Genomic DNA, 22,405 nt, shown 5'->3' with positions numbered 1-22,405 from the left:
CGCTACAAAGAATTAAATAAGTAAGGAATACGATGAAACTCAACCGGTCATCCCGTTCGTTCGGACGGCGTGCGCCTGCCCTGCGCGGTCTCGCGATGTGGGCAGCCTGTGCGACTTTCGCATGTGGCGCTGCGCAGGCACAGACGAGCAACCCCGATGCCGCACCGGAAGCTCCCGAGGCCGATCTTTCGATCAAGGCGCAACCGTCGAACTTCATGACCGGCATCTGGGCGCGCCAGAATCTGCTCGGCGATATCGGTGGCCTGCGTCCGTGGCTCGGCAAGTACGGCGTCACGTTCCAGTTGACCGAGACGAGCGAATATCTCGCGAACCTGCGCGGCGGTCTGAACCGCGGGGGCACCTATGACGGCCTCACCACGGCGACGGTGCAGGTGGATACGAGCAAGGCGCTGGGCATTCCGGGCGGCCTGTTCAATATCAGCGCACTGCAGATTCACGGCTCCAATCTGAGCGAGCGCAATCTGGGCACGCTGAACACGGCGAGCGGCATCGAAGCGCAGGACACCACGCGTCTGTGGGAAATGTGGTACCAGCAGTCCTTCCTCGACAAGAAGCTCGACGTCAAGGTCGGTCAGCAGAGTATCGACCAGGAATTCATCGTCAGCCAGTACGCGGCCCTGTTCGTCAACACGATGTTCGGCTGGCCGGCGCTGCCCTCGTACGACATGCCGTCGGGCGGCCCGGCGTATCCGCTTGCGGACCTCGGCGTGCGCGTGCGCGGCCAGATCGCGCCTTCGCTCACCGGTTTGATCGGCGTGTTCGACGGCGATCCGCTCGGCAATAATCCGAACAACCTCAGCGGCACGAACTTCAATCTGCACAACGGCACGCTCGTGATCGGCGAATTGCAGTACGCGATCAACCAGCCGTCCGAAGGCGATCTCGTGAGCGCGGACAGCCACGCGTTGCCAGGCACCTACAAACTGGGCTTCTGGTACAACAGCAATTCGTTCGCCGACCAGCATTTCGACAACACGGGTCTGTCGCTGAACAATCCGTTGACGACCGGCATCGCCGCCCAGCATCACGGCGACTACAGCATCTACGCCGTCGCCGACCAGATGATCTGGCGTCCCGATCCCGACGAGCCGCGCAGCATCGGCGTGTTCGCGCGCGTCATGGGCGCGCCGGGCGACCGCAATCCCGTCAGCTTCTCGGCCAATGCGGGCATCGTCATGAAGGCGCCGTTCCAGGGCCGCGACAACGACAGCGTCGGTCTCGCGCTTACCTACATCAAGGTCAGCAACGCGCTGCACGACCTCGATCTGGACTACCGCGACTTCAACGCGACGACGTACGGCGTGCGCACCCAGGAAACCACGCTGGAAGCGACGTACCAGTACCAGGTCACGCCATGGTGGCAAGTGCAGGCCGACGCGCAGTACACCTTCAACGCCGGCGCCGGCCAGAATCAGAACGATGCGACCGCGCCGCTGCGCAACACCTTCGTGGTGGGCGTGCGCACCAACATCACGTTCTAATCGCCGCATCCGTTTATGTCTAACACCAAGTCCTCACGTCCCCACACCGCACCTGTGAAAGTGCGCGCGTGCCTGCGTGAGGCACGGAGAAATACAATGAATCACGCCATGCGCAAGCTGATGCTGGGCTCGGCTCACGCCACCCGCGCGGCGCTCGCGCTCTGCGCCACCGCCGTGCTCAGCGCGCCGCTCGCAGCGCACGCCGACCCTCAAGGTCTGCTTGAAACCGTTCACCATCACACCACGCTCATCAATACGGTGCCCGATAACGGCGACCAGAACCCGTACGCGATCTTCGTCGCGCCGGTGAGCGCAGGCACCGTGAAACAGGGCGACGTGCTGGTCGACAATTTCAACAACGCCGCCAACATGCAGGGCATGGGCAGCACGATCGTCGACTATCATCCCGATACGAAGCAGATGACGCTGTTCGCGACCATCCCGCGCGACCTGAAGGAATGCCCCGGCGGCGTGGGTCTCTCGACCGCGATGACGATGCTGAAGTCGGGCTGGGTGATCGTCGGCAGCACGCCGAGCAACGACGGCACGACCGGCACCAAGGGCGCCGGCTGCATGATCGTGCTCGACAGCGGCGGCAAGATTGCGAAGGTCATCAGCAGCCCGAACATCAACGATCCGTGGGGCAACATGGCCGTCGTCGACAACGGCGACCATGCCACGCTGTTCGTGAGCAACGCGGGCTTCGGCGTGGGCGGCGCGAACGGCAACCCGCCCGTGTTCAAGCAGGCCACGGTGCTGCGCATGGATCTCGACATTCCGAACGGCCAGGCGCCGGTCGTGAAGAGCGAAACGGTGGTGGCGAGCGGCTTCGGCGCGCAGGCCGATAAGGGCGTGTTCCTCGTCGGCCCGACGGGCCTTGCGCTGTCCGCCGACAACAAGCTGCTGTACGTGTCGGACGCGATCGGCAACCGCATCAACGTGATCGAAGATCCGCTCACGCGCGACACGAGTGCGGGCGTGGGCCGCCAGCTCACCGCCGACGGCCTGCTGCACCGCCCGCTCGCGATGATCCTGACGCCGCAGGGGCATCTGCTGGTGACGAATGCGCTCAACGGCCAGGTCGTGGAAATCGATCCGGTCGCGGCGAAGCAACTCTACGCACGCTGGATCGACACCGACAAGGCGCAAACGCCCCCCGGCAACGGCGACCTGTTCGGCATCGCGCTGACTCCGGCGGGCGACGGCTTCTACTACGTGGAAGACGACGTGAATACTCTTGTGCTGGCGAAATAAATCATGTCCTCCGATGATTCCCACGACCGGCCGCGGCAGCCCGCGCGGCGCGGTTTCCTGAAGGCGGGCGGCGCGGCCGTCGCGGCGAGCGCCACGCTCGGCGCGACGCTTGCGCAGTCGCCGGCCCAGGCCGCCGAGGCGAAGCACCGCCCGGCGGCCGCTGACCCGTACACCGCCGTCGAGCCGTTTTACGCCCCGCATCAGGGCGGCATCGTCACGCCGCAGCAGGCCCATACCTATGTAGCCGCGTTCGATCTGACGACCACCTCGCGCGACGACGTCATCAAGCTGCTGCGCCAGTGGACCGAGTCCGCCGCGCGCATGACGCAAGGCCAGAGCGCCGAGGCGCTCGAAGGCGTGAGCGAAGATAAGCCCGCGCCGGATTCGGGCGATGTGCTCGGCCTCGGCCCGGCTGGCCTCACGGTCACGTTCGGCTTCGGCCCAGGGCTTTTCATGTCCGAGGGCAAGGACCGCTATGGTCTCGCGAGCAAGCGCCCCGCCGCGCTCGTCGATCTGCCGCGCTTTAACGGCGATCAGTTGCTGCCCGAGAAAACCGGCGGCGATCTCTACGTGCAGGCCTGCGCGAACGACGCGCAAGTCGCTTTCCATGCGGTGCGCCAGCTCGCGCGCCAGGGCTACGGCACGCTGCGCATGCGCTGGGGCCAGGCGGGCTTTCTTTCGGGGCCGCGCGGCCAGACGCCGCGCAACCTGATGGGCTTCAAGGACGGCACCAACAATCCGCCGACCGCCGACGCCGCCGCGATGAAGGAATTCGTCTGGGCCACCGCTGCCGACGCGCCGTGGATGCAGGGCGGCACCTATACCGTCGTGCGCCGCATCCGCATCACGCTGGAACACTGGGACCAGATGGAAGTCGGCTTTCAGGAGCAGGTGTTCGGCCGCCGCAAGTACAGCGGCGCGCCCATCGGCAAGGACAAGGAGTTCGACACCGTCGACCTCGACGCCCAGGACAAGGACGGCAATCCGCAGATTCCCGATAACTCGCATGTGCGTCTGTCGAATCGCGCCTCGAACGACGGGGCGCAGATCCTGCGCCGCTCGTACTCGTACAACGACAGCACGAACTTCTATATCGAGCGCTGGCCGCCATGGCGCCAGGAAACCGAATATGACGCGGGCCTCATTTTTGTCGCCCACCAGGCAGACCCGCGCAAGGGCTTCATTCCGATCAACGAGAAGCTCGCGAAGTTCGACATGATGAACCAGTTCACGACCCACGTAGGCAGCGCGATCTTCGCGTGCCCGCCGGGCGCGAAGCCGGGTTCGTACATTGGCGCCGAGCTGTTCGAAGCCTGAAAAACAGGCCTTTTTACACGTATTCGACACACGCAATCGACAAGAACGGATAACGACCGATCATGAAAACAACATTCCCTGGCGCGCGCCTGCGCGCCGCCGCTCTGGCTCTCGCCGTCGCGGGCATGGTGCCGTTCGCCGCGCACGCCGCTTCGATCACGCTCTACAACGCCCAGCACGAGCAGGTCGTGAACCAGCTTGCGAAGGACTTCGAACAACAGTCCGGCATCGACGTGAAGATCCGCAGCGGCGAAGGCCCGGCGCTGGCCGCGCAGCTCGTGGCCGAAGGCGAGAAGACGCCCGCCGATGTCTACTTCACCGAAAACTCGCCCGAGCTGATGCTGCTCGAAGAAAAGGGCCTGCTCGCGCCGGTGCAGAAGAACACGCTGGGCGAAGTGCCTGAGCGCTACAACTCGCCGGCTGGCCAGTGGGTCGCCGTGACCGCGCGCGAAAACGTGCTCGCCTACAACACGGCCAAGGTGCAGGCCGCGCAACTGCCGCAATCGATCTTCGATCTGGCCAAGCCGGAATGGAAGGGCAAAGTGGGCATCGCGCCGAGCGACGCCGACTTCCTGCCGCTCGTCGACGCCGTGCTGGCCGCCAGGGGCGAAGCCGCCACGCTCGCGTGGCTCAAGGGCCTGAAGACCAACTCGCAGGTTTTCGACGACGACGAAGGCGTGGTGGCCGCCGTGAACCGCGGCGCCGTGGCCACGGGCATCATCAACAACTATTACTGGGACCGCCTGCACGCCGAGATCGGCGACAAGCAGACGCGCAGCGCCGTCGCGCACTTCGCCGACGGCGACGTGGGCGCGCTCGTGAACGTCTCGGGCGCCGCGATCCTGAAGGCCGCGCACAACCCGGACGGCGCGCAGAAGTTCCTCGCCTACCTGGTGAGCGAGCGCGCGCAAAAGCTCATGGCGCAAGGCCACATCAGCTTCGAGTATCCGCTGCGCCCCGGCGTCGCGGGCGATCCGATCAACAAGCCGTTCGACCAGTTGAAGCCGCCCGCGCTGACGATCCAGCAGCTCGGCGACGACAGCCAGGCCGCGCGTCTGCTGCGCCAGGCCGGTTTGCTCTGATTTCGCCCTGATTCACAAGGATGTCTGAATAAATTGTGAGTGATGCTGTTTCCCCGGCACGTCCCGTGCCGGATACCTTGGATGGTCTGGACGGCGTGACGGGCAAGCCCGTGCGCCGGCGAGCGCCGCGTGCCTTGTTGCTGGCCGCGGCGCTTGGCCCATTGCTGGTCCTCTTGCCGCTCGCGCTGACGTTCTGGCGCGCGCTTTCGTATGCGCAGGATTCCGGTTTCGCCGATGCCGCCGACCTGATCTTCAGGCCGCTCGTCGGCGAGCTGCTCGTCAATACGCTCGAAATCACGGTCAGCGCGACGCTGGCTTCGGCCGTGCTCGGCACGGCCTGCGCCTGGTTCGTCGAGCGCACCGACGTGCCGGGGCGACGCGCCTGGGCGCTGCTCGCCGCCGCGCCGCTCGCCATGCCGGCGTTCATCACGAGTTATGCGTGGGTCTCGCTGAGCCTCGATCTGCAGGACTTTCTGGGCGCGCTGATCGTCATCACGACCGCCTATTTCCCGCTCGTTTATCTGCCCGTGGCTGCCGCGCTGCGCGGGCTCGATCCCGCACTCGAAGAATGTGCACGCGCGCTCGGCTGCAATCGCTGGACCACCTTCGTGCGCGTGGTGCTGCCGCAGTTGCGCCCCGCCCTGCTCGGCTCAATGCTGCTGGTGGCGCTGGGCGTGCTGTCCGAATTCGGCGCCTTCACGCTGCTGCGCTTTCGCACTTTCACCACCGAGATTTACGCCGAATACCGCACGAGTTTCGATGGCGGCGGCGCGTCGCTGCTCGCCTGCGTGCTGATCCTGCTGTGTCTCGTGTGCCTCGTGTTCGAGTTCCGCGTGCGCGGCAGCGCGCGCTATGAGCGCGTCGATCGCGGCGCGCGCCGCGCCGGCGTGCGTCATACGCTTGGCCGGTGGCGCTGGCCCGTCGCGCTCGGCTTCGTCGCGCTCAATATCGGCACGCTGGGCGTGCCGCTCGGCATGATCGGCTACTGGCTCACGCAGCCCGGCGCGGCGGCGATCACGCCCGCCGATGTCTCGGCCGAACTGCTGGTCTCGACCACCTTCGCCTCGTTGCGGCTGGGGCTGATAGCCGCCGTGTTCACGACGCTGCTGGCGTTGCCGCTTGCGTATCTGCTCGCGCGCTTTCCTGGCCGCGCGGCCACGTTTCTCGAACGCACCGCGTTTATCGCGCAAGGCGTGCCGGGTCTCGTGATCGCGCTGGCCATCGTGTCGCTTGCGGTGCGCGCGCTGGAACCGCTCTATCAAGGCACTACGCTGCTGATCGCGGCCTACGCGATCCTGTTCCTGCCGCTCGCGCTGGTGAGCGTGCGCGCGGCGCTGTTGCAGGCGCAGCAGCGTCTCGAAGAAACTTCGCGCGCGCTCGGCCTCGGCTGGTTCGCGACGCTGCGGCGCGTCGTGCTGCCGCTCGCGGGTCCGGGACTCGGCGCGGCGGCGTCGATGGTGTTCATCTCCGTCGTCACCGAACTGAACGCCACGCTGCTGCTCGCGCCCATCGGCACGCATACGCTCGCCACCCAGGTCTGGTCCGATACCTCGACGCTCGCATTCGCCGCCGCCGCGCCCTATGCCGCGCTGCTCACGGCCCTGTCGCTCGCGGCCTCGGGCCTGCTGTTCGCGTTCGCGGGCAAGTCGGCGCTCGCGGAGCACGCGAGCACGCCTTTGCCCACGCAGGCGGCTGCCGCGCCGTCCGCCGATTCGAACTAATCCCGAACTCCTCCGCGCCGTCTGATCGACGCCTTTTCCGTATCCATGAGCACACTTCGCATTTCCGGCGTCTCCAAGTCCTTCGACGGCCATCCCGTGCTGCACGACGTTCATCTTTCGGTGAAGTCGGGCGCGCTGGTCGCGCTGCTCGGCCCTTCGGGCAGCGGCAAGACCACGCTGCTGCGCCTGCTGTGCGGCTTCGAGCGCGCCGATGCGGGCACGATCGAGATCGGCGGGCGGCGCGTGGCGGGCGACGCGCTGCATCTGCCTTCGGAGCAGCGCCAGATCGGCTACGTGCCGCAGGAAGGCGCGCTGTTTCCGCATCTCACCGTGGCGGAAAACATTGTCTTCGGTCTGCCGCGTGCGCAGCGGCGCGCAAGCCATCGCGTCGCCGAACTGCTCGAACTCGTGGGCTTGCCGCAGTCGTATGCGAGCCGCGCGCCGCAACAGCTCTCGGGCGGCCAGCAGCAGCGCGTGGCGCTGGCGCGCGCGCTCGCGCCCTCGCCAGGCCTCGTGATGCTCGACGAGCCGTTTTCATCGCTCGACGCGGCACTGCGCCTGGAAACGCGCGAAGCCGTGGCGCGCGCGCTCGCGGCTGCGGGCGCGACCGCCGTCCTGGTGACGCACGATCAGGCCGAGGCGCTGTCGCTCGGCCATGAAGTCGCGGTGCTGTGGCGCGGACGTCTGGTGCAGACCGCGGCGCCGCAGACGCTTTATCGCCGCCCCGTCACGCGCGAACTGGCCGCGTTCGTGGGCGAAGCGGTGCTGCTGCCTGGCCGCGTCACGGCGGGACGCGCGCACTGCGCGCTCGGCGAGTTGCCGCTCGCCGAAGGCGTGCGCCCCGACGACGGCGATGTGGATGTGATGCTGCGGCCCGAGCAGATCGACGTGCTCGACCACGGCGCGCAGGGCCTCGAAGCGCTCGTGCGCGACGTCACGTTCCAGGGCCAGGACGCCGCGCTCACGCTCGAACTGACCGCCACGACCACGACCACGCCGACGACGATCCGCGCCCGCGTGCCCGGCTATCGCACGCCGCGCACGGGCGAGCGCGTGCGCGTCGCCGTGGGTGGTGAAGTCAACGTCTATCCGCGCTGACGCCTGATCGACAGATCCTGCATCATCTGTTCTACGAAATAATCGCAGGTGGGCCGGTTCGATTTCACGCTGCGCGCGACGATGATATCGAGCGGCTCGATCTTCGGCAGTCCGTGTGCCTCGCCTAGCAGTTCGAAGCGCGGCGGCACGCTGCAGCGCGTGAGCGCCACCACCGCGATCCCGGCCTCCACCGTCGCCATCAAGCCCATCAGGCTCGCGCTGCTATACGCGGCGCGATAGCGAATACGCGCCGCATCGAGCGCCGCCACCGTATGCGCGCGCGCCACGCTGCCGTGCTCGTACAGCCCCACCGGCAGCGGCGACATCGCGAGCGGCGCGGGATCGTCGGGCGAGCCGACCCACACCATATCCTCGCTGCGCACGAATTCGCCGCGCAGCTTGCGGTCGCGCGTGACGAACGCCACATCGATCTTGTTGTCCGCCAGCATCGGGCCGAGCGCCACGCTCTGCGCGCAGACGATCTCGATCTCCACATGCGGATAAAGCGTCGAAAAGCGCCGCAGCACCGGCGAAAGCAGCGCGGCCATATAGTCGTCGGGCGCGCCCAGCACGACGCGCCCCGTCACCTCGGGCCGCACCAGCGCCGACCACGCCTCCTCCTGCAGATCGAGCGCGCGCCGCGCGTATTCGAGCAAGGTGTTGCCGGGCCGCGTGAGCGCGAGATTACGCGTGTCGCGCGCGAACAGCGTGGTGCCGAGCATCTGCTCCAGCCGCTTGATCTGCATGCTCACCGCCGCCTGCGAGCGATGCACGCTCACCGCCGCCTTCGTGAAACTGCCCGCATCCGCGACGGCCGCGAAGGTGCGCAACAGATCGAGGTCGAATTCGGGATTCATGATTCATCAGCTGCGTTGATGGAATTCTTCAATTTAATTCGTTTGCCGATACCCCGCAACTGACGAATACTGGGCCCGTTTTCAACGCCTCTTGCGCACATCGCCCATGCAACAACCCGATCTCCAGACCGGCCGCCGCCAGGGTGTCGCCATGCTCGCGGGCGGCGGCCTCCTGATGGGCACGATCGGGGTCTTCGTCGAACAGGCGCATCTGGGCGCGCTCACGCTGGTGTTCTTTCGCTGCCTGTTCGGTATGCTGGCGCTCGCCGCGTACTGCGCATGGCGCGGCTGGCTGACGCCGCGCCAGCTCGCCCGGCAGTTCACGCGCCGCACGTTCGCGCTGGCGCTTATTTCAGGCCTGCTGATGGTGACGCAATGGGTCGGCTTTTTCGATTCGATCCATCGCACCAGCATTGCAGTGGCGACGGTCGTGTTTCATGTGCAGCCGTTCTGGGTCGTGCTGATCGGCGCGGTGCTGTTTCATGAGCGTTTAGGCGCGGACAGGCTGGGCTGGATCGCGATTGCATTCGCGGGCCTCGTGCTGGCTTCGGGCGTGCTTGCCGAAAGTCATGTGGCCGATCAGTCGCGCTATCTGATCGGGCTGGCCGAAGCGCTGGGCGGCTCCGTGCTCTACGCGAGCGTCACGCTGATCGCCAGGAGTCTGCGCGACTTTCGCCCGCATCTGCTCACGCTCACGCAATGCGCGGTGGGCGCGATGTGTCTGCCGCTTGTCGCGCCCTTCGTTGCGCCGCTCGAACTCAACGCGATAACGCCCGTGCAATGGGGCTGGCTCGTCGGCATGGGCGTGCTGCATACGGGGCTGTCGTATGTGCTGATCTATGGCGCGCTGCCCAGACTCACGACGCCGGCGATCGCGGTGCTGCTGTTTGTCTATCCGCTTACGGCGATCGCGGTCGATGCGCTCGTCTATGGCCGCGCGCTGAGCGTGCCGCAATGCGCGGGCATGGTGTTGATCGTGACGGCGAGCCTGGGAGTCAATCTCGGCTGGCGTTTGTTGCCGCCACGGCTTGCACTCAAACGGCGCTAAAAGAGACGCGCGCCCCGCACGCGTCTGCCTCTCCCAACATCAAGCCGGCAGCTTGTCGCCCCTGGTTTCCGGCGCGAACGGGATGATGAGCAGCCCGATCACGAACGCGATGGCCGTGAGCGCGACCGGCACGCCCAACGTGTGCATATGCAACACGGCCGCGCCCAGCAGGAAGTTCACGCCCGCACCCACGAAGCGCCCGAACGACGTGCAGAACGCGAACGCCGTGGCCCGCACGCGCGTTTCGAACTGCTCGGGCAGCCACAGGCTGAAAAGCGCGAAGTTACCGCCGAAGAAGCCCAGCACGAACAGAATCGCGATGAACGGCACCAGCCCGTTCCGCAGGTAATAAGCCCAGCCGAAGCTCGCCGCAATCGTCACCGCCATCCCCGCGAAATAGACGGCGAGCGTCCAGCGCCGGCCAATCCGCTCGGCCATCGGCGGGAGTGCCAGACAGCCGAGGATCGTGCCGATCGACAGGATGCCGGTTGCGATCGACGCCGTGCGGATCGCCTCGGCTTTGCTCGCGCCCGCGCGCGTGGCGAGCTGGATCACCGCCGACGGTTCATACACCGCGCCCGCCCACAGCCCGATGATCGCGATGGTCAGCAGCGCGCAGGCCACGATGGTGCGCTTGCGATAACCACTGTTGAAGATCTCGCGCAGGGGACTTCCGCGATGGACGTGGCTCGCTTCGGCTTTCTTCCACGTGGTCGATTCCTCGACGCGCGTGAGCACCAGGATCGCTACCACGACCGGCACCGCGCCCGTGAGAAACATCGCGCGCCAGCCGAAATGCACGCCCACCGTGTAGTTGAGCGCCGCCGCGATAAAGAAGCCCGCGTAATAACCCGTCTGCAGATAGCCCGCGCCCATCTTGCGGCGATCCTCGGGCCACGACTCCGCCACGTACGTGCCCGCCAGCGCCCATTCGCCGCCGATCCCCACGCCCGCGAGAAAACGGTAGAAGCCCAGCGCCCACACGCTCTGCGCCGTGGCTGACAGCCCCGTGAAGATCGCGAACATGAAGATGGTGCCCGCCAGCACGCGCGTGCGGCCGAAGCGGTCGGCCATCGGCCCCCAGATGAAGGACAGCCCCCAGCCGACCAGAAAGAGCGCGAACAGGATCGAACCCGCGAGCCCAATGTTCGACGCCGTGGCGGGATAGCCCGATTTGGGCAGCAGTTCGGCGAGTGCGGGCGTGAGCACGAGCGCGTAGATGAACGAATCCATCCCGTCGAGCGTCCAGCCCGCCCATGCGCCCCAGAACCCTGCGATCTGCGAACGGTTGAGCGGCGTCTTCTGCGCTCGCCGCGCGGACCCGGTAATCGAATTCATGATGCTTGTCTCCTCCTGTGGCTCGGTGGGGTGCCGGGCACCCCTGCCGATCCCGTGCAGCGTGGAATTCACCCTGGCCAAAAGCCAGCGCGCTGTGGAAGCTCGCTGAAAGGCAATCACGAGCTAACTGTTTGACGTCCGCCCATCTATCCTGTGTTGCGGGTTTGCGAGACTTTGAATGTCACCGTTTTATATATAATATTTGATGTCATGAGTAACGCAACGAATGGTTTTCCCCTGGACGGCGATCTGGCGCCCACGTCGCGAACGGCACTCCCGGGCGTGGCGACGCCGCTCGCCGCGCCCACCAGCACCTCGCACGTGATCGCGGACGCCTTGCGCACCGCCATCGTCGAGGGCACGCTTGCGCCCGGCGCACCGCTGCGCCAGGACGCCATCGCGCGGCACTTCTCGGTGAGTGCCATTCCCGTGCGCGAGGCGCTGCGCCAGCTTGCGAGCGAAGGCTGGGCGCGCATCGAACTGAATAAAGGCGCAAGCGTCGCGCCGCTGTCGCGCGACGAGGCACGCGAGATCTACGAGATCCGCTCCGCGCTCGAAAGCCTGGCGCTCGGCCTCGCGATTCCGAATCACACGGCCGAGTCGCTGCGCGAAGTCAGCGCGCTGGCCGCGTGCGGCTCGCACGAAACCGATCCGTCGCTGTACGTCGCGCGCAACGAGGCCTTTCATATGAGCCTCTATGCGCCCGCCGGGCGTCCGCAGTTGATGGACATGCTGACCACGCTGCATCGGCGCGGCGAGCGTTATCTGCGTCTGAAATTCGGCTTTCCCGCCTACAAGGGCGAGTCAGATGCCGAACATGCCGAAATCCTCGCCGCCGTGCAGCGCCGCGATATTCCCGCCGCCCAGGCGCTCGTCGCCGAACATCTGCTGGGCACCGGCGAACTGATCTACCGCTTCCTGAGCGAGCGCGAGGCGGCGAGTGTGGCATCGCCCGCCCGCAAAAAGCGGCGCGCGGTCCAGACCACGCGCGCGGCCGCTTCGTCCAACGCTGCTTCCAACGCTTCCTCCAACGCCGATTCCGCCTCTCCCGCAACACCCCGTTCCCGGAGCCGAACTCCCGATGAAGCCTCAAGCTGAAACGCCCTCCTCGCCGTCGTCGCCCCACGCGCCCGCAGCGCGTTCGTGGACCACGCGCCGCGACGAGAAAGCCCGCCGCCTCGCCGCCGTCGCTCACTGGCTCGAAGACGGCGTGTTGCCCGCCGCGCGCACGACCGATGCACTCGAACTGCTGATCCGTCCGGGCGACCGCGTCGCACTGGAAGGCGACAACCAGAAGCAGGCCGACTTCCTCTCGCGCTCGCTGGCCAAGGCCGATCCCGCGAAACTCAACAACGTTCATCTGCTGATCTCGACCATCAATCGGCCCGAGCATCTGACGCTGTTCGAGCGCGGCATCGCGCATCGCGTCGATTTTTCGTTCGCGGGTCCGCAGAGCCTGCGCGTTGCGCAACTGCTCGAAGACGGCAAGCTCGAAGTGGGCGCGATCCACACCTATGTGGAGCTGTACGCGCGCATGTTCGTCGATCTGATTCCGCAGGTCGCGCTGCTGTGCGCGGAGAAAGCCGACCGTCACGGCAATCTCTACACCGGCCCGAATACCGAGGACACGCCCACGATTGCCGAAGCCGCCGCGTTCAGCCAAGGTATCGTAATCGTTCAGGTCAACGAAATTGTTGATGAACTGCCGCGCGTGGACATTCCCGGTTCGTGGGTGGACGTGGTCGTGCAGGCCGACCGGCCCTTCGCCGTGGAGCCGCTGTTCACGCGCGATCCGCGCCACATCGGCGATCTGCAGGTGCTCACGGCGATGATGACCATCAAGGGCATCTACGCGCCGTACAACATTACGTCGCTCAATCACGGTATCGGCTTCGACACCGCCGCGATCGAACTGCTGCTGCCCACCTACGGCGAATCGCTGGGCCTGCGCGGCAAGATCTGCCGCAACTGGACGCTCAATCCGCATCCCACGCTGATTCCCGCCATCGAATCGGGCTGGGTCGAAAGCGTCCATTGCTTCGGCAGCGAAGTGGGCATGGAGTCGTATATCTCGGCGCGCCCCGATGTGTTCTTCACCGGCAACGACGGCAGCCTGCGCTCGAACCGCGTGCTGTGCCAGCTCGCGGGCCAGTATGGCGTCGATCTCTTCATCGGCTCGACGCTGCAGATCGATGCCGATGCGAATTCGTCCACCGTCACGCGCGGACGTCTCGCGGGCTTCGGCGGCGCGCCAAACATGGGCCACGATCCGCGCGGCCGCCGTCACGCGAGCGAGGCCTGGCTCAAGCTGTTGCGCCGGGCCGATCCGCAATCGCCGATCGCGCGTGGCCAGAAACTCGTCGTGCAACTGGTGGAGACGTGGAAGAAAGGTGGCGAGCCGACTTTCGTCGATGAACTCGACGCCATCGCCGTAGGCGAAAAGAGCGGTATGCCGGTCGCGCCCGTGATGATCTACGGCGACGACGTGAGCCATGTGGTGACCGAGGAAGGCATCGCGCATCTGCACCGTGCGGAAGGTATCGACGAACGCCGCGCGGCGCTCGCGGCGGTGGCGGGTGTCACGCCCATCGGCCTGCGCGCGAAAGCGGAGAAAACCGCCGAACTGCGCCGGCGCGGCATCGTGCAATTTCCCGAGGACCTGGACATCCGCCGTGGCGACGCCAAACGCTCGCTGCTCGCGGCGCGCAGCATCGACGATCTGGTCACGTGGTCGGGCGGTCTGTACACGCCGCCCGCACGTTTCCGTAGCTGGTAAGCGCGATGCAGACCCTCGTACTGGAAGCGCCGCCGTACGCGCGCGAGGCCGCGCCTGGCCCCGAAGCGCAACTGGCGCGCTTCGCCCGCGACGCACTGATCGAAGAAGCGCGCCTCACGCCCAAGCCCGCGCTCGTGGATGCGCGCGGCAGCGGCGCGCACGTTGACCTCGATCTGACGACGATGCTGCGTTCCGCCCACGCGCTCGAACCCACGTTCGAAGCGCTCGCGCGCGCCTCGCGCGGCGCGACGCCAGGCGGTGCGCTGCGCACCGACCTCGCGCGCATCGGCCGCGCCGGCGAAGCGGCCATGATGCGCGCCACGGGCGGCAGCAACGCGCATCGCGGCGCGATCTGGATCGTCGGCCTTCTGGTTGCGGGCGCAACGATCATGCACACACCCGCCGACGATGCGAGCACGTTCGCGCATGCCAACGCTGTCGCGGATACGGCCGCGCGGATCGCGCGCTTCGACGACCGGCTCGCCACGCCCGCTCCGGCGAGCAATGGCGAGCGGGTGCGCGCCCGCTATCGCGTAGGCGGTGCGCGGCAGGAGGCGCAGGACGGCTTTCCGCACGTGATCCGCGTCGGTCTGCCCGCGCTGCACGCCGCACGCACACAGGGCCGCGACGAAGCCACCGCGCGCGTGGATACGCTGCTCGCCATCATGGCGTCGCTCGACGATACCTGTGTCCTGCATCGCGCGGGGCTCGCGGGCCATGAGGCCGCGCGCAGCGGCGCGCAACGCGTGCGCGACGCGGGCGGCATCGCCACGCGCGCGGGCCGCGCTGCATTCGACGCGCTCGAACGCACACTGCTTGCGCTTAACGCTTCGCCAGGCGGCGCGGCCGATCTGCTCGCCGCGACGCTCTTCATCGACAGACTGGTTCAGCACCGCATCGGCGGAAGGACGCTTTCATGGAACAACTGACATTCGACTACCCGGCGCAGCGCGCCGTGACGACGCGCGCCCATGTGGGCGTGGTGGGTTCGGGCGATCTCGAAGTCCTGCTGCAGCCCGCCGCCGACATGCAGGCGCGCGTGGTCGTGCATACGAGCGTGGACGGCTACAGCCACATCTGGAAGAGCGTGCTGGACCGCTTCTTCACGCGCTACGACGGCGCCGCGCTCATCGAGATCAATGACTTCGGCGCGACGCCGGGTGTCGTGGCGCTGCGCCTCGCAGAAGCGGTAGAGGCAACGCAAGATGGAGCGCAATCATGAGCGCACTGCCGAATACAACCGCGCCGAGCGCACTGCTGCGCGAAAGCTTTATCGAACTGAGCGCGCGCGAACGCGCGGCTGCCCTGCTCGACCCAGGTAGTTTCCGCGAACTGCTCGGGCCGTTCGATCGCATCGAGTCGCCGTGGCTGCCGCTGCAGGGCATCGTCTGCCAGGCCGACGACGGCGCGGTGATCGCACGCGGCACCATCGACGGCGAACCCGCCGTGGTGTGCGCCATCGAATCGGCGTTCCAGGGCGGCAGCATCGGCGAGGTGTCGGGCAGCAAGATCGCGGCGGCGCTCGAACTCGCGCTCGCCGACTGCGAGCGCGGCAAGATCGTGCGTCCCGTCGTGCTGTTCGAAACGGGCGGCGTGCGTTTGCAGGAGGCCAATCTCGGCCTTGCCGTCATCTCCGAGATCCAGGCGGCCATCGTCGCGCTGCGCCGTCACGTGCCCGTGGTCGGCGTGATCGCGGGCATGGTGGGCTGCTTTGGCGGGATGTCGCTGGCCGCCGCGCTGTGCTCGTATCTCGTGATGACGAAGCAGGGGCGACTGGGCATGAACGGCCCCGAGGTGATCGAGCAGGAGGCGGGCATCGAGGAACTCGATGCGAGCGATCGCCGCCGCGTGTGGCAACTGATCGGCGGCGAACAACGCGCGCGCACGGGTTTCGCCGATGCGCTCGTCGATGACGCCGTGGATGACGTGCGCGCCGCCGTGCAGGCCGCGTTCGCGCAAGGCGTGCCCGCCGCGCATCGCAGCGAGCGCGTCGAAGCCACGCTCGCCAGGCTCGCGCAGATCGATCCTGCGAGCGTCACACCCGAAACGATGCGCGAGGTTTTCGCCGCGTCGCCGCTGACCATCCCCGGAGAAAAGGCATGAACGATACGACGATGAGCCGGGGCGCGAAATGGCTGCGCGCGCTGGCAGGCGACCAGCTGCAAGGCGCTTGCGTGCAATATGCCGACGCGCTGCTCGACGGCGAGGCGGCGCGTTTCATCGCGGTCGTGCCCGATGCGCAAAACCGCTTCCCGCGTGCGCGCGACAACGTGGTCGGCCTCGAACAAGGCTGGCGTCTGGCCGAGGCCGTGCGCACGGCAATGGCCGAAGACGCCGCCAGCGGCACGCGCCGTCCGATCGTCGCCGTGGTCGATGTGAAGAGCCAGGCCTACGGCTTTCGCGAGGAAATGCTGGGCATTCATCTGGCCTGCGCGGCCGGTGTCGATGCCTATGCAAGCGCACGCCTGGCGGGTCATCCGGTCGTCGCGCTGATCGTCGGGCCTGCAATGTCGGGCGCGTTTCTCGCGCACGGCTATCAGGCCAACCGCATCATCGCGCTCGACGCGCCGGGCACGATGGTGCACGCGATGGGCAAGGAAGCGGCAGCGCGCGTCACGCGTCGCAGCGTGGATGATCTCGACGCGCTGGGCGAAAAGATCGTGCCGATGTCGTACACGATGGCCTCGTTCGCGAAACTCGGTCTGCTGGACGAATTGATCCATGGTGTCGATGCCGATGCGCCCAGCGAGGCGCAGATCGCCCAGGTGCGCGACGTCCTCGCGCAGAAAGTGCGTGAGGCGCGTGGCGACAAGAGCGGTCTCGCGCATCGGCTGCAAGGCGAAGCGGCGCAGCGCACGCGCGCGGCTTCCATCGAGGTGCGCAAGCGCCTCGCGCAGCAGTGGGATGCGGCCTGATGCGCGTGTGCGCCGCCCCGCCGTTTGCCGCCGACGCGCCACGCGTCAATCCAACGCGCTGGCGCCCACACGATCTGTTGCGGCTCACGCGGCTTGAGCCAGTGGACGGCGAGCCGTCGTGGGTGCGCGATGCGTTCGCGCGCGCGCCCTTCGCCGTCGTGCGGCGTGCCGAGGCGGCGCTGGGCTTCGTGGCGGCGGGCGTGCGCGGCGAGACGCGTGCGCAGCGCTTCGGGACGTGGATCAATGTTGAGGATATCGAATCGTCCATTGCTCCCGAATCGCTGCGTGACGTCGATCCTTTGGCGCAACGCGCGGCGTTTGCGGCTTTTGTCGCGCTCGCGGCATTGCGCGACGAGGCCGACGTACTGAATGCATTCGTGTGGGGGCCAACGGGCAGCGCGGGCTTCGAACTCGCCACGCAAGTCCCCACGATCAACGCGTCCAGCGACCTCGACTTGCTGATCCGCATGCCGAAGCGCTGCGACGCGGCAACGATCAAGGCGCTTGCCGACACGCTCGCGCGCGCCGCGCAGCACGCCGGCACGCGTGTCGATGCGCAGATCGAAACGCCCTCGGGCGGCGTCGCGCTCGCCGAACTCGCGGCGGGCAAGCCGCGCGTGCTCGCGCGCGCAATCGACGGCGCGCGCCTCGTCGCCGATCCCTGGCAACCGTCATGACACTCGCCTGCCTGTTCCCCGGCCAGGGCGCGCAAAGCCCGGGCTTTTTGCATCGGCTGCCCGAACACGATGTCGTGCGCGCCACGCTCGACGAAGCCTCGGCCGTACTCGGCGCCGACGTGCTCACGCTCGATAGCGCCGAGGCCTTGCAATCGACCGTTGCCGTGCAGATCGGACTGGTGGTCGCCGGCGTCGCGCATGCGCGCGCGCTCGCACATGCGGGCTTCGCGCCGCAGTTCAGCGCGGGGCTGTCCGTGGGTGCGTATCCCGCCGCGGTGTGCTGCGGCGCGCTCGCCTTCGACGACGCCCTGCGTATGGTGCGCAAGCGCGCCGAACTCATGGAATCCGCGTGGCCTTCGGGCTATGGTCTGGCGGCTGTCTCCGGCCTCAGCGAAACGCAGATCGAAACGCTCGCCGCCGCGCATGCGCGGGAGGGCGGCGAACGCGTCTATGTGGCCAACGTGAACGCGCCGCGCCAGATCGTCGTGGCGGGCGCCGACGCGGCGCTCCAAGCCTTCGCGGCGCGCTCGCTCGCGGCAGGCGCGCGCAAGGCGCAGCGGCTGGCAGTTTCCGTTCCTTCGCATTGCGAACTATTGACCGATGCCGCCGAACGACTCGTGGCCTGGTCGCGCGATATCCCGTTTCGCGACCCCGAGGGCGTGTATATCGACAATCGCGGCGGGCGTCCGCTTTACAGCGGCGACGCCATCCGCGCCGATCTGGCCACCAATATGCGTTATACGGTGCGCTGGTTCGATGCGCTCACGGTCATGGTCGAATCGGGCGCGACGGTTCTGGTCGAAGCGCCGCCGGGCCAGGTCCTGACCGATATCGCGCGTGAGCACTTTCCCGAGACGGCGGCATTGAGCGCATCGACGCTTGAGTTCGACCGGCTGGTCGCGACGGTGCGGCGGCGGTTGGGCGAGGATTGAAGGGTGGTGGCGCTAAATTTTGAATTTGATTTTTATGCGCATAAAGTCGAATTCGAAAGTGCATCGAAATCGACGTCAAATTTTATCAACTCGCTCACTTCTTGCGCAATTCTGGCTTCACCACCCGAAACGTAAGATTGACGCGTTCCCCATTTATCGCGGGTTCTTTCGGCACCCGATGCCGCCATTGCGCCTGCGTCTGGCCGCGCATCACCAGCAGGCTGCCGCCCGAAAGCGCAAACGAACGTGTGACGCCGCTCGCGGTGTGACGCAGATCGAAACGCCGCGTCGCGCCCAGGCTCAGTGAAGCGATGACCGGCTCCGGGCCGAGTTCGGGTTCGTGATCGGCGTGCCAGCCCATGCTGTCCGTGCCGCCGCGATAGCGGTTGAGTAGCACGCTGTTAAAACGCACGTTGCAGAGCGCGGCGATCGCGTCGCGCAATTCGGCCACGGCCGCGGTCCACGGCTGCGGCACATTGCGGATGCCCGAGTAGATATAGACGGCGCCGGGGTCGCCCTGCCACGCGGTCAGACGCGGCTGATCGACCCAGCCGCCGGGCGTGCGGATGCGCTCCTGACGCCAATCGGTTTCGGCGACGATGCGCGCGAGATAAGCGGCAGCTTCGGCGGGCTTGAGCCACGAAGGATGCCAGTCGACGTCGGGTTGCGGGGTGTCGTCGAAAAGATCGAACATCGGAAACGCTTGCATGAGGGCGAAAGCGGCAGTGTCGCACGCTCACCGCTTCCCTCCGGTACAGCGCGTCGAGTCGTCAGGTCAGTAGCGCGATGTAGAACACCACGGCGCCGATCAACGCGCCCACGAAGCAGAAGCCCTCGGGCGCGTCTTCGGTGGTACGCGAGCGCAGCCAGCCGCCCGCCACGCCAAACAGCCCCGCGATACCGAGCGCGACGAACACCATCACGACATCGAACAGCGCACTGCGGCCGATTTCGAGGATATCGACCTGCTTGACGGCGTAGTACAACGCGATCGCCATGATCGAGAGAACGATGAGTGGCAGCATGACGTGGCTGCCCTCATGCCCGACGTGACGACCATGAAGCCCTTGCACTGCCGGCCTGGTGATTTTCATGACCCGTCTCCCCCAGAGCGCCCGAAACCGCGCGGGCCTCGATTCGAGCATAGTCCACAGATGGCGCGGGTTCAATGAACGTTTAATAGCGCACCGCCCACGGGAAAATAGTGCGGCCCGTCCCACATTTTGGCAATCCAGGGTTATGCCGCAGCGCGACACCCTTCGCGCGCAGCCCACTGCAAGCCACACGCAAGGCCGCTGCAAGCTGAATCGTGTTGCAATGCCGCGCTGCGCAAACCTGGCGCAGACCTGCCAGCGTCGCCCGGCCTTCCCCGCCTGCGGCACGAAGTCTGCGGTGTGGCTAGAATGCATCGTGACTCGCGCGCGCTGACTCATTCGCGCATCGGCACACCAGCATTGCGCGTGTCTCCTTCCGCCGTGCTCTTCTCTTCCCTTGTTCCCGCCCCTGCCATGCCCCGACTTTCGTTTCTGGTCCGCTTCATTTCCATCGGTGTGCTGCTGCATATCTATGTGGGCTTCCGGCTCATTCCCGATCTGCCCGTGCCCGCCGCCGGCAAGTGGATCGCGGCGCTCTGGCTCGTGCTGTCGGTGCTCGTGATTCCGCCCGGCCTGCTCGCGCGCCGCTTCGAGCGTCAGCCTTTAGGCGACCGCCTCGCCTGGATCGGCATGCTGGCGATGGGCTTCTTTTCGTCGCTGCTGATGCTCACGATCGTGCGCGATCTCGTGCTGGCCTCGCTCATGACGGTCGAATCGCTCTGGCCCGGCATCGCGGATCTTGCGCACTGGCGCATCGGCAGCGCGGCCGCGGTCGTTGTGCTCGCATTCTGTTCGAGCGGCGTCGGCTTTTTCAACGCGCGGCGGCGCGCGCCCGTGCGCAACGTCGAAGTGCCGATCCGCAATCTGCCCGCCGCGCTCGACGGCTTCACGATCGTGCAGCTCAGCGACATTCACGTCGGCCCGACGATCAAGCATGACTACGTCGAGGCGATCGTGCGCGCCGTGAACCAGCTTGACGCCGACGTGGTGGCCATCACCGGCGATGTGGTCGACGGCAGCGTGCAGCATCTGTCGAATCACACGGCGCCGCTCGGGCGGCTTGCCGCGCAGCACGGCGTGTATCTGGTCACCGGCAATCACGAATATTATTCGGGCGCCGACGCATGGGTCGCCGAGTTCCGCCGCATCGGCTTGACCGTGCTGATGAATCAGCACGTGGTCATCGAACACGATGGCGCGCGGCTCGTGCTCGCGGGCGTCACCGACTACACGGCTGGCCATTTCGATCCCTCGCACCGCAGCGATCCGCAAGGTGCATTGCGCGGCGCGCCCGACGACGTGAACACGCGCGTGCTGCTCGCGCATCAGCCGCGCACGGCCCACGCCGCCGCCGATGCGGGCTATACGCTGCAACTGTCCGGCCACACGCACGGTGGCCAGATTTTCCCGTGGAATTTCATGGTGCGGCTGCAACAGCCGTTCACAGCGGGGCTCGAAAAGCTCGGCAGCCTGTGGGTCTACACGAGCCGCGGCACCGGCTACTGGGGGCCGCCCAAGCGTCTGGGCGCGCCTTCGGAGATCACGCGCGTGCGTCTGGTGGGCGCGCATTGATTTTGTTGTGTGCGCATCGAAATCGCACCGCTGGCGGCTTCGCCTGCCGGCATTCGTAAAGCCGCTATCATGCTCTGACTAGTCCTTGCCCGGACCCACAGGAATCCATCGCTCATGGACGGCAACAAGCCTCTTCATCAAGCCGCCTTTTACCTGCTGCTATTCGTCGTTTCCATTGCGCTGTGCTTCGTGCTCGCGCCGTTTTTCAGCACCGTGCTGTGGGGCGCGATACTCGCGCTGATCTTCCAGCCCGTGCAGCGCCGCATCGTCGCGCGCCTTGGGCGGCGGCGCAATCTGGCCGCGTTCATCACGCTCGCCATCTGTCTTGTGATCGTGATCTTTCCGCTCACGCTGGTGGCCGGCACGCTGATCCAGCAAGTGGGCTACGCGTACGCTCAGGTGCGCGCCGGCAGTCTCGACTTCGGCGCGTTTTTCAGCCAGATCGTGCATGCGCTGCCGCAGTCGATCCAGAACGTTCTCGCACGTTACGACCTCATGGACCTGCCCGGTCTGCAACAGCGTCTTTCGGCGGGCGCGGCCCAGATCAGCCAGTTCGTCGCCACGCGCGCGCTCAGTCTGGGCCAGAATACCGTGCAGTTCGTGGTGAGCTTCTGCGTGATGCTCTATTTGTTCTTTTTCCTCGTGCGCGATGGCCGCGAAATCTCGCGTCTGATCCGCGATGCGATTCCGCTCGACGAGTCGCACAAGCAGCACCTGATCCGCAAGTTCACCACCGTGATCCGCGCGACGGTGAAGGGCAACGTGGTAGTGGCGGTCGTGCAGGGAACGCTGGGCGGCATCGCGCTCTGGGTGGTCGGCATTCAGGGCGCGCTGCTGTGGGGCTTCGTGATGATGCTGCTTTCGCTGCTGCCCGCCGTCGGTGCGGCTCTGGTGTGGCTGCCGGTGGCGATCTACTTCATTTCGACGGGCGCGCTCGTCAAGGGCATCGGGCTCGCGCTCTTCGGCACACTCGTGATCGGCACCGTCGATAACGTGCTGCGCCCGGTGCTGGTCGGCAAGGATACGCGCCTGCCCGACTGGGTCGTGCTGATTTCCACGCTGGGCGGGATTTCGCTCATCGGCATCAATGGCTTTGTGATCGGGCCGCTGATTGCCGCGCTCTTTATCAGCAGTTGGGATCTGCTGCGGCGCGACCAGCATAATCGCGGCGATGGCGTGGCCGCGCCCGGGCAGGACGACGATCCGGTCTGACGCAGCGCAC

At 66.7% G+C, this 22,405-nt stretch carries 21 protein-coding genes; 17 read left to right on the top strand and 4 right to left on the bottom strand.

Translation table 11 applies throughout. The annotated features are described in order from the left end of the window. Positions 1–32: 32 nt before the first annotated feature. From B0G62_RS23295 to B0G62_RS23270, 6 genes are all read left to right on the top strand, one after another. On the top strand, positions 33–1,502 hold the full coding sequence (locus tag B0G62_RS23295) for a carbohydrate porin (RefSeq protein ID WP_103706570.1): 1,470 nt from the start codon (positions 33–35) through the stop codon (positions 1,500–1,502). Between the two features lie 96 nt (positions 1,503–1,598). Then, entirely contained in the window at positions 1,599–2,756 is a 1,158-nt protein-coding gene (locus B0G62_RS23290; RefSeq protein ID WP_244193344.1) for an NHL repeat-containing protein, read from the top strand. Positions 2,757–2,759: 3 nt separating this feature from the next. After that, positions 2,760–4,073 (top strand): iron uptake transporter deferrochelatase/peroxidase subunit, encoded by a 1,314-nt coding sequence (gene efeB, locus B0G62_RS23285; RefSeq protein ID WP_103706569.1) that lies wholly within the window; start codon positions 2,760–2,762, stop codon positions 4,071–4,073. Between the two features lie 62 nt (positions 4,074–4,135). Continuing rightward, positions 4,136–5,155: an iron ABC transporter substrate-binding protein gene (locus B0G62_RS23280; RefSeq protein WP_103706568.1), complete on the top strand. Its 1,020-nt coding sequence runs from the start codon at positions 4,136–4,138 to the stop codon at positions 5,153–5,155. A 65-nt stretch (positions 5,156–5,220) separates the two neighbouring features. Further along, positions 5,221–6,876 carry an ABC transporter permease gene (locus tag B0G62_RS23275; RefSeq protein WP_103706567.1) on the top strand — a complete coding sequence of 552 codons (1,656 nt, stop codon included), beginning with the start codon at positions 5,221–5,223 and terminating at the stop codon, positions 6,874–6,876. 45 nt (positions 6,877–6,921) lie between these two features. Further along, complete coding sequence (locus B0G62_RS23270) at positions 6,922–7,974, top strand: ABC transporter ATP-binding protein (RefSeq protein ID WP_103706566.1); 1,053 nt, start codon at positions 6,922–6,924, stop codon at positions 7,972–7,974. Here B0G62_RS23270 and B0G62_RS23265 read toward each other — a convergent pair. After that, positions 7,962–8,831 (bottom strand): LysR family transcriptional regulator, encoded by an 870-nt coding sequence (locus tag B0G62_RS23265; protein ID WP_103706565.1) that lies wholly within the window; start codon positions 8,829–8,831, stop codon positions 7,962–7,964. The genes B0G62_RS23270 and B0G62_RS23265 overlap by 13 nt on opposite strands. A 106-nt stretch (positions 8,832–8,937) precedes the next feature. Here B0G62_RS23265 and B0G62_RS23260 point away from each other — a divergent pair, with 106 nt between their 5' ends. Continuing rightward, the gene (locus B0G62_RS23260; protein ID WP_103706564.1) at positions 8,938–9,879 is read left to right on the top strand and encodes a DMT family transporter; all 942 of its coding nucleotides are present in this window, start codon (positions 8,938–8,940) and stop codon (positions 9,877–9,879) included. A 39-nt stretch (positions 9,880–9,918) separates the two neighbouring features. On the opposite strand, the gene B0G62_RS23255 is transcribed toward B0G62_RS23260, so the two are convergent. Continuing rightward, positions 9,919–11,217 carry an MFS transporter gene (locus tag B0G62_RS23255; protein ID WP_103706563.1) on the bottom strand — a complete coding sequence of 433 codons (1,299 nt, stop codon included), beginning with the start codon at positions 11,215–11,217 and terminating at the stop codon, positions 9,919–9,921. 210 nt (positions 11,218–11,427) lie between these two features. Between B0G62_RS23255 and B0G62_RS23250 the strand changes: the two genes are divergently transcribed. The 8 genes from B0G62_RS23250 to mdcH are packed head-to-tail and all read left to right on the top strand — an operon-like array spanning position 11,428 to position 18,517. Continuing rightward, positions 11,428–12,315 (top strand): GntR family transcriptional regulator, encoded by an 888-nt coding sequence (locus tag B0G62_RS23250; protein ID WP_103706562.1) that lies wholly within the window; start codon positions 11,428–11,430, stop codon positions 12,313–12,315. Continuing rightward, positions 12,299–13,993, top strand: a complete 1,695-nt coding sequence (gene mdcA / locus B0G62_RS23245; RefSeq protein ID WP_103706561.1) for a malonate decarboxylase subunit alpha — start codon at positions 12,299–12,301, stop codon at positions 13,991–13,993. Before B0G62_RS23250 ends, mdcA begins: the two co-directional genes overlap by 17 nt. 5 nt (positions 13,994–13,998) lie before the next feature. Further along, the gene (locus B0G62_RS23240; protein WP_103706560.1) at positions 13,999–14,922 is read left to right on the top strand and encodes a triphosphoribosyl-dephospho-CoA synthase; all 924 of its coding nucleotides are present in this window, start codon (positions 13,999–14,001) and stop codon (positions 14,920–14,922) included. Then, positions 14,910–15,215 carry a malonate decarboxylase subunit delta gene (locus B0G62_RS23235; RefSeq protein ID WP_103706559.1) on the top strand — a complete coding sequence of 102 codons (306 nt, stop codon included), beginning with the start codon at positions 14,910–14,912 and terminating at the stop codon, positions 15,213–15,215. The genes B0G62_RS23240 and B0G62_RS23235 overlap by 13 nt, the downstream gene beginning before the upstream one ends. Next, entirely contained in the window at positions 15,212–16,096 is an 885-nt protein-coding gene (locus B0G62_RS23230; RefSeq protein ID WP_103706558.1) for a biotin-independent malonate decarboxylase subunit beta, read from the top strand. The genes B0G62_RS23235 and B0G62_RS23230 overlap by 4 nt, the downstream gene beginning before the upstream one ends. Further along, the gene (mdcE, locus tag B0G62_RS23225) at positions 16,093–16,908 is read left to right on the top strand and encodes a biotin-independent malonate decarboxylase subunit gamma (protein WP_103706557.1); all 816 of its coding nucleotides are present in this window, start codon (positions 16,093–16,095) and stop codon (positions 16,906–16,908) included. Before B0G62_RS23230 ends, mdcE begins: the two co-directional genes overlap by 4 nt. Next, positions 16,908–17,585: a malonate decarboxylase holo-ACP synthase gene (locus B0G62_RS23220; protein ID WP_103706556.1), complete on the top strand. Its 678-nt coding sequence runs from the start codon at positions 16,908–16,910 to the stop codon at positions 17,583–17,585. The genes mdcE and B0G62_RS23220 overlap by 1 nt, the downstream gene beginning before the upstream one ends. Continuing rightward, positions 17,582–18,517 carry a malonate decarboxylase subunit epsilon gene (gene mdcH, locus B0G62_RS23215; protein ID WP_103706555.1) on the top strand — a complete coding sequence of 312 codons (936 nt, stop codon included), beginning with the start codon at positions 17,582–17,584 and terminating at the stop codon, positions 18,515–18,517. The genes B0G62_RS23220 and mdcH overlap by 4 nt, the downstream gene beginning before the upstream one ends. Before the next feature lie 94 nt (positions 18,518–18,611). Here mdcH and B0G62_RS23210 read toward each other — a convergent pair whose 3' ends face one another. Further along, entirely contained in the window at positions 18,612–19,211 is a 600-nt protein-coding gene (locus tag B0G62_RS23210) for an alpha-ketoglutarate-dependent dioxygenase AlkB family protein (RefSeq protein ID WP_103706650.1), read from the bottom strand. A gap of 76 nt (positions 19,212–19,287) precedes the next feature. Continuing rightward, positions 19,288–19,611, bottom strand: a complete 324-nt coding sequence (locus B0G62_RS23205; protein WP_103706554.1) for a hypothetical protein — start codon at positions 19,609–19,611, stop codon at positions 19,288–19,290. Between the two features lie 414 nt (positions 19,612–20,025). Between B0G62_RS23205 and B0G62_RS23200 the strand changes: the two genes are divergently transcribed. Both B0G62_RS23200 and B0G62_RS23195 read left to right on the top strand, forming a co-directional pair. After that, complete coding sequence (locus B0G62_RS23200) at positions 20,026–21,183, top strand: metallophosphoesterase (protein WP_103706553.1); 1,158 nt, start codon at positions 20,026–20,028, stop codon at positions 21,181–21,183. Between the two features lie 114 nt (positions 21,184–21,297). Continuing rightward, positions 21,298–22,395 (top strand): AI-2E family transporter, encoded by a 1,098-nt coding sequence (locus B0G62_RS23195; protein ID WP_103706552.1) that lies wholly within the window; start codon positions 21,298–21,300, stop codon positions 22,393–22,395. Positions 22,396–22,405 lie beyond the last annotated feature (10 nt).

Origin of the sequence: Paraburkholderia eburnea (assembly GCF_002917095.1) — a bacterium.
GTDB classification, from domain to species: Bacteria; Pseudomonadota; Gammaproteobacteria; order Burkholderiales; family Burkholderiaceae; genus Paraburkholderia; species Paraburkholderia eburnea.
Note: the sequence above shows the minus strand (reverse complement) of the source record. Positions and strands in the feature narration are given on the sequence as shown.